This is a genomic window from Cryptosporangium sp. NPDC051539 (assembly GCF_044454545.1).
Classification (GTDB): Bacteria; Actinomycetota; Actinomycetes; order Mycobacteriales; family Cryptosporangiaceae; genus Cryptosporangium.
The window spans coordinates 358,708-370,785 of sequence record NZ_JBITDV010000012.1; the positions used below are offsets into that span (position 1 = coordinate 358,708).

The following is a 12,078-nucleotide window of genomic DNA, read 5'->3' on the forward strand; positions in this document are numbered from 1 at the left end:
CATCTGGGCCCAGCGAGCGGAGTTTGTCATGACATTACTGACCGTTTGGGCGGACGACGCCCCGGGCGAGCCGGAGCTGCGGACCGAGGAGCCGGAGGAGATCGCGGCGGTGCTCAAGGAACACGGCGTTCGGTACGAACAGTGGCCACTCCAGGATCTTCCGGATGAGTCGACTAACGAGGAAGTTCTGGCCGCATACCAGGACCGCATTGATGCCGTCAGCAAGCAAGAGGGCTACGTGATGGTCGACGTCGTGCAGATGCGGCCGAACGACGACCCGGCGTGGCCGGAGCAGGTGCGCACCGCCCGGGCGAAATTCCTCGACGAGCACACCCACGACGACGACGAGGACCGGTTCTTCGCGTCCGGGTCGGGCGTGTTCTACCTGCACGTCGGCGGCAAGGTGCACGCGGTGTTCTGCGAGGACGGCGACCTGCTGTCGGTGCCGGGCGGCACGACGCACTGGTTCGACATGGGCACGAACCCGGAGTACAAGTCCGTGCGCTTCTTCCACGACGACGACGGCTGGGTCGGCAACTTCACCGGCTCGGCCATCAGCCGCTCGTTCCCCACCTACGACGAGCTCGCCGCCGGGCGTCAGCTGTAGCCGGAAGGCTCGGGGTAGGCGCCGCCCAGCAGGTGGTCGCCTACCTCGATGGCCTTGTGAGCGACCGGGTCGTGGAGCGTCAGCGTGCGGACGTCGCGCCAGAAGCGGTCCAGGCCGGTGCCGGTCTTCGTGGCCCGGGCGCCGGTGAGCTCGAACACCCCGGACGTGGCCGCCAGCGCGGCCTGCGTGGTCACGACCTTCACCGCGGAGAGCTCGACCGAGACCTCTCCCCGCTCGGCGTGCGTGAGTTCCCAGCCGCGGGACGCCGCCGCCACCCAGGCCGCGCCCGCGCGATCGGTCAGGGCCCGGGCGGCCCGCACCTGCGACTCCAGCTCCCCGTACTTCACCCGCACCAGCGGGTCGTCGGCCGCCTCCGCGACCCCGGACGTCGTCCAGGCCCGCGACTTCGTCCTGGTGTACTCGGCGCCGAAGCGCAGCGCGCCTTCGGCGGTGGCCACCGCCAGCACCCCGAGCAGCACCTGGAATCCCAGCGCCGACAGGGTCGGATACGCCGGAGCGCCCGGGTCGGTCTGCTCGCCCGGGCCCAGGATGTCGTCCTCGGACAGGAACGCGTCCTCGAACGCGATCGAGCCGGACGCCGACATCCGCTGGCCGAGCGAGTCCCAGTCCTGGCCGTGCACCACGCCCTCGGTGCGGGTCGGCAGCGCGAACCCCCACTTGTCCCCGGTCCCGACGTCGGTGCCGGTCGCGATCACCCGGTCGGACACCTCGGCGCCGGTCGCGAAGAACTTCTTTCCCCGCACCAGGTAGCCGCCCTCGGTGCGGGTCAGCTCCAGCCCGGCGTCCCGGGGGTTCCCGGCGCCGCCCCAGAGCCAGTTGTTGCCTGCCGTCCCGGCCGCGAGCCGTTCGATCGCCTCGGGGCGGCGGCCCAGCCGGGTCCGCCAGCTGTGCAGGTAGTGGTAGCCGAGCACGTGGCCGATCGAGGTATCGACCCGGGCGACCCGCGTGACGACCTCCAGCGCGGTCAGCCAGCTCCCGCCGTGGCCGCCGGTGCGCGCCGGAACCAGCAACGGCAGCAGTCCGGCGTCGCGCAGCAGCTCGACCTCCGCGTGCGGCGCCGCACCGGCCCGGTCACGGGCCACGACGTCGGTGCGCAGCTGTTCGGCGACCTGGTCGGCGACCGCGACCCACCGGTCGTGAACGGCTCGATCGGGGGCGTCGGTGGAGGTGTCGGGGAGGTGCTCGGTCATGGCCGAAGTATCACTCAGCGCTGGTGAGCCGCGTTAACGCAGGTGGGCGTAGCTGTCCGGGTTCGCGTCCAGGTACTGCGCGAACGTGCGGGCGGGGTGCCCGGTGAGGTTCGGCACGGTGTCGGTGACCGCGTTCAGCTCGCCCTCGGCGATCGCCTGGTACGACGTCACCCAGCCGGCCACCTCGAACTCGGGGGCTCCGTACCCGGCCCGGGACGCGTACGCCTCCTCGAGCGTCTCCGGCTGGTACCGCACCGGCCGCTCGACCCGGTGGTCGAGTTCGGCCGCGGCCTCGGCCAGCGTGAGAGCCGACGGCCCGGTGACCCCGTACGACCGCCCGTCGTGCGCCTCCGGAGCGAGCAGCACCGCCGCCACCACGTCCGCCACGTCGTCCGGGTCCACCGCGCTCACCCGTCCGTCGCCGCCCGGGCCCCGCAGAACCCCGTCCGGCCCCACCAGAGCGGGCAGCATCGACGCGTAGAACGAGTCGCGCAGGAACGTGAACGCGAGCCCGGTGCTCCGGATGTGCTGCTCGGTGTGCCAGTGGTCGCGCCCGAACGTGAACGTGCAGTCCGGCGCCGCGCTCAGGAACGAGAGGTACACGATCCGCCGCACCCCGGCCCCGGTCGCGGCGTCCACCACGCTCTGGTGTTCGGCCAACCGGTTCGCGGCCTCGCGTCCGCTGACGAGGAACAGGGTCGAGACGCCGTCGAGCGCGTTGCGCACGGCCGGACCGTCGGCGTAGCCGCGGCCGATCGACGCGGGGGTCGCGCCGGCCAGCTCGGGCAACTGCGAGCCGGCGCGGCCGAGCAACCGCTGAGGTGCACCGGCAGCAGAGAGGCGGGTGGCAACTCGGCTGCCTACCTGTCCGGTAACTCCGGTAACGGCGATCACGTTGCTCATTCGGCCACCCTAGATCGATCAATCCACCACAATGAGTAGTTCGCCTACGACGCTGAGGAGTCCTGGTGCAGGACGCGCGCACTCTCCTGGAGGACTACGTCCGGTCCGGCAAAGTGATCCAGCTCGCGACCCTGGACGCCACGGGCGCGCCGGTGGTGTGCAATCTCTGGTTCGCGAGCGCGTTCGGGCCCGACCTGATCTGGTTCCTGTCGCGCCCCAACCGCGAGCACTGCGTGAACCTCCGGACGGACCCGCGGGTCGCCGGTGCGATCCTCGCGATCGAGCTCGAAGGCATCGAACAGGACGTCCGCGGCGTGACGTTCCTCGGGTCCGCGCGCGAGCTGCCGACGACCGGCATCGACGAACAGATCGCCGGCTACGCGGGCCGGTGGCCGGAGGCCGCGGACGCGATCGAACCCGCGGCCCTGGCCGCCGGCCTGACCCCGCACCGCCTGTACGAGATCACGGTGGCGCGCTGGGTGCTCTTCGACGAGCAGCACTACCCCGACCAGCCGCGTCAGCCGGTGCCCGCGCAGCGGTCCTAGCGGGTGGCCGCGGCCAGCGCGGTGCGCACCTTCTCGGCGTCGGCCGGGATCGCGGCCTCGAGCGAGTTGCCCTCGGCGTAGATCAGGCCGTAGGCCGGGGTGCCGGGCTGGTAGCGCCAGCCCTCGGCGAGCGGACCGGCGTCGACGGCGTCGTAGCCGATCCCGTCGAGAAACTCGGTGACCTGGGCCTTCGCCGAAGCGTCGTCACCGGCGATCGCCAGCGCGGAGCGGTCGGGCGCACCGGACGGGCGCGCGAGCGTGTGCAGCGCGCCCCAGAAGATGTTGTTGAACAGCTTCACCACGTGCGAGGTCGGCAGGTGCTGCTGGAGCAGCTCGCTGCTGGTGCTCGAGGCGTCGTCCAGTGCGGTGAACTGCCCGTCGCGCTGCGAGTAGTAGTTGTTCGTGTCGATCACGGTCTTGCCGGCCAGCGGCTCGGCCGGAGCCGCCTGGTAGGCCTTGAGCGGCACCGACACGACCACCAGGTCGCCGGCCTCGGCGGCCTCGGCCGGAGTGGCCGCCCGCGCCTTCTGGCCGAGTTCGTCGACCAGATCCTTCAACGTCTCCGGCCCGCGCGAGTTGCTGAGCACGACGTCGTACCCGGCCGCCACCGCGAGCCGGGCGACCGTGCCGCCGATGTGTCCGCTGCCGATGAATCCCACAGTCGTCATGTCTGGCCGCAACCCTGCTTCCCGGCTCCACATTCCCTGGTGTTCAGCCCACCCGGCGGAGCCAGCACTGGGCGCCGCTGCTGTCGTCCTCGACGAGCAGCCGGGCGTTCGTGAGCTCCCTGATCGTCCAGGTGTCGGTGCCGAGCCCGGCCCGGATCCGCAGCGTCGACCCTTCCTGCGAGTAGGCCAGCGAGTACACGCCGATGTCGTCCGGGTTCCGCGGTGACCGGACCTGGCGGACCGTGATCGAACCTCCGGAGTTGAAGGTGAATTCGCGCCGGCTGATCCCGGTGTTCTCGACCATCACCGCGAGGCCCCACGGAACCGAGCAGCCGGTGAAGTCGACCGGCTGCCACGTGTTGCCGATCAGCGTCGGCTTCCGACCGCCCTGATCCGGGGCGATGGCCTGGGCGGCGAGGCCGGCCTCGGGCGCGCGGGAGGTCGCGGGCGCCGATTCGCACCCGGTCGGCAGCGCGGCCATCCCGACGCCGACGACGAGCGCGGCCACTCTCGTGAAACTAGCCATGAACATGCATTATCGGGTCGTTAAGTACTAATTACCCCCGGACGCGCCGAGTTCGCCCAGCGCCTAAGGTGAGCTCGTGACGGGCTTCCCCAAGGCCATCGGTGCTCCGGCGACGCGGGCGCTGAACAACGCCGGGTACACCGAGTTGTCGCAGCTCGCCGGGGTTCCGCGCGCCGAGCTGGCCAAGTTGCACGGCATGGGCCCGAAGGCGCTCGGCCTGCTGGCGGCGGCGCTCGCCGAGCAGGGTCAGTCGTTCGGGTGAGGCTGAGCTATCCCGGGTCGCCGCGATTCGCGGTGGTGCCCGCCGCGTACGTCGTGCTGCGCCGCGACGACGGCCAGGTCCTGATGCAGCGGCGGCACCAGACCGGGTACCTCGACGGGCACTGGGCGATCGGTGCGGCCGGGCACGTCGAGGGCGGCGAGTCGGTGCTGGACGCGGCCCGCCGGGAGGCCCGCGAGGAACTCGGCGTCGGCGTCGACGACCTCGTTCCGATCACCGTGATGCACCGGACGGTCGGCTCACGGCGGATCGATCAGCGGGTCGACTTCTTCTTCGAGTGCCGGCACTGGAGCGGGGTCCCGGAACGCCGTGAGCCCGACCGCGCGTCCGAGTTGCGGTGGGTGGCGCTGGACGCGCTGCCGTCCCCGGTCGTGCCTCACGAGCAGTGGGTTCTTCAGCGCTGGCGGGCCGGCGATATTCCGATCGTGTCGACGTTCGGATTCAGTACGGTGAGGCGTGCCTGACGCGTCACTACCGCCCCGGCTGCACAGCCTGGAGTTCCACGGCCCGCTGTCGGCGGCGCGGGCCAATCGTCTGGTGGTGCGGCTCACCGCGAACCGGCCGTCGACCGTGCTCGACATCGGCTGCGGCTGGGGAGAGCTCCTCCTCCGGCTCGTCGACGCCGTCCCCGGCGCACACGGCGTCGGCATCGATCTCAATTCCGAAGACCTGGCCCGCGGCCGCAGCACCGCCGCCTGGCGGGGGCTCGCCGATCGGGTCCAGTTCGTCGAGGAGTCCGGCATCGGATCCCGGCGCGGCCCGGCCGACGTCGTCCTGTGCGTCGGTGCCGGGCACGCGCTGACCGAGGTGCCGCGGCCCGATCACCTGCTCGCCGCGCTCCGTGAGCTGCGCCGGCTGGTTGCACCCGGCGGCCGCGTGCTCTACGCCGAGGGCTTCTGGGAGCGTCCGCCGACCGTTCTCGAGCTGAGCCGGATGTGGCCGGACGCGGCCGCGGACGACCACTGCGACCTCGCGCGGCTGACCGACCTCGCGGTGGAGGCCGGGTTCCGTCCGCTCTGGATCGAGACCGCCGATCAGAACGAGTGGGAGCAGTTCGAGTCCGGCTACCAGGCCGACGTCGAGGAGTGGCTGGCCACCAACCCGCACCACCCACGGGCCGCGGAACTGCGCCACCAGGCCGACAGCCACCGGGCGAGCTGGCTCCGGGGGTACCGGGGAATCCTCAACCTGGCCTACCTGACGCTGATCCCGGTGGACTAAGGGCCTTCGCCCTCGCCGTCGGGCGGACCGTATCGCTCGGGCATGACGCCTCCCCGGCAGCGTTCGATGTGGACGCTCCCGAGCCTGATATGTGCTGGTCCCCGGCCTCTATCCCAGAACTGGGTCAGTCACCGGCCGGCCGGACAAATGCTGGTCAGACAGCCAGCGCAGGCCGTATCCGAGGCCGGGCGTCAGCATCTCGAAGTGCGCAGTGGCCTCGCCCACCCGATCCGGCTCGACCACCGGCAATCCACCCGGCGCGTCGTCCAGCGTCCGCGGCGGGACGCCGTGCACGAGGTACGTGGTCGGCGCCGGTTGCCCGAAGCGGACGCGCAGCGCGAACCGATCGCACCGGCTGTGCGGCGTCAGCGCGTAGTGCGGCGCCATCCGCTGGCCGGGCGCGAGCCGGTAGCGGAAGCCCAGCCGGTGTTCGTCGTCCGGGCCGACCGTGCGCGGCAGCGCGATCTCCGACCGGTAGTGGCTCGTGCTGGGCCGCTCGCTGCGCAGTAGCAACCCGCCGTACATCACGTCGACGAACAGGTCAGGCGGCTCGTGGTTCGGCTGCCGGGGCACGCTGATCGACATCTCGATGACGTCGATCGGCGCGCCGGTGGCGGCGATCCGCCGCTCCTCGAACACCTCCGGGTCACCCCGGTCGAGCACCACCAGCGACCGCACCGCGCGGTTGTACCAGCCGGTGCCGCCCGGGTCCGTGGTCTCGGGCTGGGCCGGCGGGGTGCCGGTCACCGCCTCCGCGAGCAGAGCCAGCGCCTCGTCCAACCGCCGCCGGACCGTGCGCTGCTCGCGTCCGAGATCAGCGGCCAGCCAGTCGAGACGTTCACCGAGGAACCGGGCGTCGGCCGGAGGATGCAGCCCCAGCCCGACGCCCGCGGCCATCCGGAGGTCACCGGGGAGCCTGCGCACGTGCTCGCGCAGCCAATCGACGATCGCGGCCCGGTCGCCGGCGTCGGCGACCAGCGCCGCCACCCGCGGGCCCACGCGCCGGACGAGATCGGGGGCCAGGACGCCGCGGCCACGGCAGAGCCGGCGCAACTCCTGACGCAGCTCTTCCCGCTCGTCCACGTCGCCCTCCCGCCGCCGGCCTCTGTCTAGAGGGGACGGTCTGATGCGACAACGGTAACCGTCGGCCCGGGCCGGGCGCAGCACAGCGCGAATCCGCAGGAAGCGGCCTAGGATGAGCGCCTAAATCATGGGCTCGTCGTCGCGGGGTGGGGGATGGCGCACCTTTCTGAGGAACTTTCTCGCACGATCAGCGCACGCTGGTATTCGTCGGTGCTCTCCGAGCGGCAGAGCGTCACCGGCCAGACCCGTGCGCGGTACTACCGGGCGCTCTCCACCCATCTCGATCGTCTCGAACCTTCCGGTGACGAATCGGGCAGCGTCGCCGCCTGGAGCGAGGCCCGGATCGACCGCGCCGATCTGGCCGCGCTCGCCGGAGCCAAGGCCACGTCGACGCTGTACTCGCTGTTCGGGCAGCGCGCTCGCTCGCTGGCCGCGCACTACGCGGGCAGCCCGTACGTCGCCCGCAGGCACCCCGGCCCGGTCGACGCGCTGATCTTCGAAGCCAAGATGGTGAGTTTCTGGCCCTGCCGGGAGGCCTGGGCCGCGACGCTGGGCGCGCTGGGCCGCGACGGCAGGCAGTTCGCGGCCGAGACGCTGATCCGGGTGCTCGCCGAGTGGGCCGCGGCCAACCGTCCGCTGGCCGCCGCGCGCCGTTCGGCGCCGCCGGTGTGCGCGGTGGAGGATCTCCGGCTGATCCTCCCGGACGAGCCGCCGGTCGAGGCGGTCGTCGCGCTGCTCACCCGGGTCGTCGAGCTCGCGCACAGCCCGCGTGGCCTGTCTCCGCTCGGGACGCTGAACGCGGTGCACGACGAGCTGATGAAGCTCGGCTTCGTCCGCGCCGCGCCGCTGGAAGCCCTGATCGTCGAACTGTCCGAGGGGCTGGCGATGGTCGAGTACCTGACGCCCCAGCTCTCCGCGGACGACCGGGAGAACCTGGTCGATTCCCTGGTACCGCAACTGCGGGACGTCCTCCTGTTGTTGCGGGGCGGGCAGTGACGCTCGCCGCCACCGACGAGTCCCCGGAGGGAGATGTGGTCGCTACCCTGCGCGCCCGGCTCCAGGTCGTCCTGCACCACACCGATGAGGTGGGAGACACCGCCCCGGTCCGGACGCTGTACCAGGAAGCCGTCGCACTGCTCGGGCCCGAGCACGAGGTGTCGCTGTTCGTCGAGTGCGCGCTGGAGGAGGCGCTCAGCCGCCACCGGCCGCCGGAGGAGTCCCGGACCGCGTGGAGCGGGCTGCTCGGGCGGGCTCAGCACGCACTGTCCTGGAACGACACCACGCTGATGAGCGTCCGGGCGTTCGCGGCCCAGTACGAGCGCCGCGGCGGGGACGCCGCCGACGTGGAGGCCGGGCCGCGCCGGTACGAGGCCGAGTGGAACCGCCGGCTCCAGGCCCTCGGCCGGGACGACTACCGCACCCGTATCGCGCGGGCGAACCACGCGTTCGCGCTGCTCCAGCGTCGGCAGGGTACCGATCTCGACGACGCGCGCCGGATCCTCGACGAGGAGGTCACGCACCGTGCCCGCTACTACGGTGAGAACAGCCCGTTCACCTGGGCGGCCCGGGGCGTGCTGGCGCTGGCGCTGATCGCGGCCGGCGATCCCGGGGCGGTGGAGCTGGCCGAGGGCCTGGTGCGGCTGCGACGGGCCCGGTACGGGCGGTTCTCGGCGCCGGCCGTGCAGGCGCAGGTCGTGCACGTCCAGGCGCTGCTGGCCGCTGGACGCCGGGACGAGGCCGTCACCGAGCTGCGCTATCTGCGGACGGCGGTCAACCGCCGCCGGGCGGCCCTGGACGAGAGCACCCTTCTCCTGGTGGAGAAACTGAGCAATCAGGAGCGCCCTGCTCCGGAGGGGTAGTGGAGCAGGACGCCACTGACTGGTCCGAGTAGTCCCACGCTGCCCCGTGCCGGCGCGGAACCCCGGGCCCGAACACCATCTCCGACCGGTCCAGCGCAAAGCTTGCGCAAAACTTGTGTCATAGATGGGCGGAGTTCGGACCAACCTGGTGCAGGAGGAGATAGATGCCGCAGTTCCGGCTGCTCGGACCGTTGGAGATGACCGTCGGTGGTCGTCCGATGGACCTCGGGCCGGTGAAGCGTCGGACCGTCCTTACCGCGTTGCTGGTCGACGTCGGTCGGCCGGTGCCGGTGGAGGCACTGATCGACCGCGTCTGGGGTGACGACCCGCCGGCCAAGGCCCGCGAGGTGCTCTACGCCCACATCGCCCGGATCCGGCGCGTCCTGCCCGGCTCCGCGGTGGTCGAGCGCCGTTCCGGCGGCTACGCGCTGCTCCTCGACCGCGACCGGATCGACCTGCACCGGTTCCGGTCACTGGTGGCCGACGCCCGGGCCGAAGACTGTCCGGACGAGACGCGAGCGGCGCTGCTGGGGGAGGCGCTCGATCTCTGGCAGGCGACGCCGCTGGCGGACGTTCCCGGGGCCTGGGCGGCGGCCGTGCGCGAGGGGCTCGAGCAGCAGCGGCGGAGTGCGGTCGCGCTCTGGGCCCGCGCCGAGAGCACGCTGGGACACGCGGCGGCGGTCGTCGACCGGCTTCAGGAGCTGGTGACCGCGGATCCGCTGGCCGAGCCGCTGCTCGTGGAACTGGTCCGCGCGCTGCACCTGGCCGGACGCACGGCCGAAGCCCTCGACACGTACGCGCGGGCGCGGGCCCGCCTGATCGACGAGCTGGGCTGCGAGCCCGGCCCCGAGCTCCGGGCCGCCCACGGAGCCGTCCTGAAGGGCACCCCCGATCCGGCACCGCCCGGCGCACCACTGAACCGGCCCGTGCCGGCGCAGCTGCCCGCGGACGTGCCCGCCTTCACCGGCCGTGCGTCCGCGCTGGCCGAGCTCTCGGCGCGGCTGGTCGCCACCGACGACGGCGTCACGGCCGTCGTCGTGTCGGCGGTTTCGGGCACCGCGGGCGTGGGGAAGACCGCGCTCGCGGTCCGGTGGGCCCACTCGGTCCGCGACCGCTTCCCGGACGGACAGCTCTATCTGGACCTCCGCGGCTACGGCACCGAGGCCCCGGTGAGTCCGTCCGCCGCCCTGGCGGGGTTCCTCACCGCGCTCGGCGTTTCCGCCCGCGATCTCCCGCTGGACGTCGACGAGCGCGCGGCCCGCTACCGGACCGAGCTGTCCGGGCGGCGTCTGCTGGTCGTCCTCGACAACGCGTCGTCGGTGGAGCAGGTGCGGCCGTTGTTACCGGGCTCACCGACCTGCGCCACGCTCGTGACCAGCCGCGACACGCTCGCGGGTCTGGTCGCCGTACACGGCGCCCACCGGTTGATCCTCGACCTGCTCGACCCGGACGAGGCGATCGCGCTCCTCCGCTCGCTGATCGGCGCCCGGGTGGACGTCGAACCGGACGCCGCCCGTGCGCTCGCCGAACAGTGCGGACGCCTGCCGCTGGCGCTGCGCGTCGCGGCCGAGCTCGCCGGTGGGCGGCCGGACAGCACGCTGGCCGAACTCGTGGCCGAGCTCGAGGACCATCGCGCCCGGATGGACCTGCTCGACGCCGGCGGCGACCCGCGGGCCGACGTCCGGGCGGTGTTCAGCTGGTCCTACCAGCGCCTGCCGGAGTCCGCCGCCAGGGCGTTCCGGCTGCTGGGCCTGCACCCCGGCCCGGAGTTCGGCGCCCACGCCGCGGCCGCGCTCTCGAACGGGAGCCTGGCCGACGCCCGGCAGGCGCTCACCGTGCTCAGCCGCGCCCACCTGATCCGCCCCGCGGCCGGAGGCCGATTCGGCGTCCACGACCTGCTGCGGGCCTACGCGCTGGCCCAGTCGGACGCCCAGGACGGCGCCGGCGCCCGGACCGACGCCCGGGCCCGCCTCTACGCCTACTACCTGGCTGCGACCGGCGCCGCGATGGACGTCCTCTATCCGGCCGAGCGGCACCGGAGACCGCCCCCGCCGCCGATCTCCACTCCGCTGCCGGAGTTCGGCGGACCGGACGACGCCCGGGCCTGGCTCGACCGGCACCGGCCGACGTTCCTGGCCGTGTGCGAGTACACGGCCACGCACGGCCCGGCCGAGGTGACCGGCGCGCTCGCGTCGACGCTCTACGTCTACCTGGACAACGGCGGGCACTCCGCGGACGCGCTGACGATCCACACGCTCGCCCTGGACGCCGCCGGGCGGACCGGCGACCGGGCCGGTGTCGCGGCGGCGCTCTCGCACCTGGGCGTCGTGTACTGGCAGATCGGCCGCTACCCGGAGGGCCTGGACCACCTCGCGCGGGCACTGGCCGTGTTCCGCGAGCTGGGCGACCGCACCGGCGAGGCCCGGACGGTCGGCAACCTCGGCGTGATCAGCCAGCAGATCGGCCGCTACGCCGACGCCGAGCGCTACCACGGTGCGGCGCTGGACCTGTTCCGCGAGCTGGACGACCGGGTCGGCGAGGCGAACACCCAGACGAACCTCGGCGACATCCTGATGCGGATCGGGCGCAACGAGCAGGCGATCGTCATGCTCGGCGAGGCGCTGGAGCGGTTCCGCGAGCTCGGGCACCACGGGGGAGAGGCGACCGCGCTGACGAACCTGGGTGAGGTGCACCTGAGCCTCGATCGCCCGGCCGAGGCGGCGGAGTACCTGCGCGACGCGGTGGCCGGGTTCGCGACGCTCGGCGAACGGTACGGGCAGACCTGCGCGCTCAACGGCCTGGGGGAGGCCGAGCTCGGCCGCGGCCGCCCCGGTACCGCGGCCCTGATGTTCACCGAGGCTCTCGCGCTGGCCACCACGATCGGAGAACGAGCCGAACAGGCCCGGGCGCACGTCGGGCTGGCCCACACCACCGACGACACCGGCGCCCACCTGCGCCAGGCCCTGGACCTGTACACCGAACTCGGCTCCGCCGCCGCGGAGAGCGTCCGCAAGGAGCTCGACGGATCTTGACGAAAACGGGGGCCCCCCCCCCGCCCCCCGCCCGGGCCCCCCCGGGGGGGTAACAAACCCCATTGGCTTTTTTTAGGGGGGGGCGGCCGCGCCGGCGGGTTTGTGCGTGGTACGGTTAGGGTAACCCGGGTGGAACAAGGGCG

At 72.7% G+C, this 12,078-nt stretch carries 13 protein-coding genes; 8 read left to right on the forward strand and 5 right to left on the reverse strand.

All coding sequences use genetic code 11. The features are described 5' to 3' along the window. The first annotated feature begins 28 nt into the window (after nt 1-28). Complete coding sequence (locus ACIBZJ_RS33745) at nt 29-607, forward strand: 1,2-dihydroxy-3-keto-5-methylthiopentene dioxygenase (protein ID WP_395936942.1); 579 nt, start codon at nt 29-31, stop codon at nt 605-607. On the opposite strand, the gene ACIBZJ_RS33750 is transcribed toward ACIBZJ_RS33745, so the two are convergent. Both ACIBZJ_RS33750 and ACIBZJ_RS33755 read right to left on the reverse strand, forming a co-directional pair. Next, nucleotides 598-1,818, reverse strand: a complete 1,221-nt coding sequence (locus ACIBZJ_RS33750; RefSeq protein ID WP_395936944.1) for an acyl-CoA dehydrogenase family protein — start codon at nt 1,816-1,818, stop codon at nt 598-600. The genes ACIBZJ_RS33745 and ACIBZJ_RS33750 overlap by 10 nt on opposite strands. A 33-nt stretch (nt 1,819-1,851) precedes the next feature. Then, nucleotides 1,852-2,721, reverse strand: a complete 870-nt coding sequence (locus ACIBZJ_RS33755) for an NmrA family NAD(P)-binding protein (RefSeq protein ID WP_395936946.1) — start codon at nt 2,719-2,721, stop codon at nt 1,852-1,854. 65 nt (nt 2,722-2,786) lie between these two features. On the opposite strand from ACIBZJ_RS33755, the gene ACIBZJ_RS33760 reads away from it, so the two are divergent. Continuing rightward, entirely contained in the window at nt 2,787-3,266 is a 480-nt protein-coding gene (locus tag ACIBZJ_RS33760) for a pyridoxamine 5'-phosphate oxidase family protein (RefSeq protein WP_395936948.1), read from the forward strand. On the opposite strand, the gene ACIBZJ_RS33765 is transcribed toward ACIBZJ_RS33760, so the two are convergent. Beyond that, entirely contained in the window at nt 3,263-3,967 is a 705-nt protein-coding gene (locus ACIBZJ_RS33765; protein WP_395936950.1) for an NADPH-dependent F420 reductase, read from the reverse strand. The genes ACIBZJ_RS33760 and ACIBZJ_RS33765 overlap by 4 nt on opposite strands. A 10-nt stretch (nt 3,968-3,977) precedes the next feature. Next, on the reverse strand, nt 3,978-4,460 hold the full coding sequence (locus tag ACIBZJ_RS33770; RefSeq protein ID WP_395936952.1) for a hypothetical protein: 483 nt from the start codon (nt 4,458-4,460) through the stop codon (nt 3,978-3,980). A 76-nt stretch (nt 4,461-4,536) separates the two neighbouring features. Between ACIBZJ_RS33770 and ACIBZJ_RS33775 the strand changes: the two genes are divergently transcribed. From ACIBZJ_RS33775 to ACIBZJ_RS33785, 3 genes are read left to right on the forward strand one after another with little or no spacing between them, the layout of a single operon-like run. Next, on the forward strand, nt 4,537-4,722 hold the full coding sequence (locus ACIBZJ_RS33775) for a DNA-binding protein (protein WP_395936954.1): 186 nt from the start codon (nt 4,537-4,539) through the stop codon (nt 4,720-4,722). Further along, entirely contained in the window at nt 4,719-5,204 is a 486-nt protein-coding gene (locus ACIBZJ_RS33780; protein WP_395936956.1) for an NUDIX domain-containing protein, read from the forward strand. The genes ACIBZJ_RS33775 and ACIBZJ_RS33780 overlap by 4 nt, the downstream gene beginning before the upstream one ends. Continuing rightward, complete coding sequence (locus ACIBZJ_RS33785; protein WP_395936958.1) at nt 5,197-5,961, forward strand: SAM-dependent methyltransferase; 765 nt, start codon at nt 5,197-5,199, stop codon at nt 5,959-5,961. The genes ACIBZJ_RS33780 and ACIBZJ_RS33785 overlap by 8 nt, the downstream gene beginning before the upstream one ends. Before the next feature lie 108 nt (nt 5,962-6,069). Here the strand turns inward: ACIBZJ_RS33785 and ACIBZJ_RS33790 are convergent, their stop codons facing one another. Beyond that, the gene (locus tag ACIBZJ_RS33790; protein WP_395936960.1) at nt 6,070-7,044 is read right to left on the reverse strand and encodes a hypothetical protein; all 975 of its coding nucleotides are present in this window, start codon (nt 7,042-7,044) and stop codon (nt 6,070-6,072) included. Nucleotides 7,045-7,197: 153 nt separating this feature from the next. On the opposite strand from ACIBZJ_RS33790, the gene ACIBZJ_RS33795 reads away from it, so the two are divergent. From ACIBZJ_RS33795 to ACIBZJ_RS33805, 3 genes are all read left to right on the forward strand, one after another. Continuing rightward, nucleotides 7,198-8,040, forward strand: a complete 843-nt coding sequence (locus ACIBZJ_RS33795; RefSeq protein ID WP_395936962.1) for a hypothetical protein — start codon at nt 7,198-7,200, stop codon at nt 8,038-8,040. Continuing rightward, nucleotides 8,037-8,903, forward strand: a complete 867-nt coding sequence (locus ACIBZJ_RS33800) for a hypothetical protein (RefSeq protein ID WP_395936964.1) — start codon at nt 8,037-8,039, stop codon at nt 8,901-8,903. Before ACIBZJ_RS33795 ends, ACIBZJ_RS33800 begins: the two co-directional genes overlap by 4 nt. Nucleotides 8,904-9,067: 164 nt before the next feature. Further along, nucleotides 9,068-11,935, forward strand: a complete 2,868-nt coding sequence (locus tag ACIBZJ_RS33805) for a tetratricopeptide repeat protein (RefSeq protein WP_395936966.1) — start codon at nt 9,068-9,070, stop codon at nt 11,933-11,935. Nucleotides 11,936-12,078: the final 143 nt, after the last annotated feature.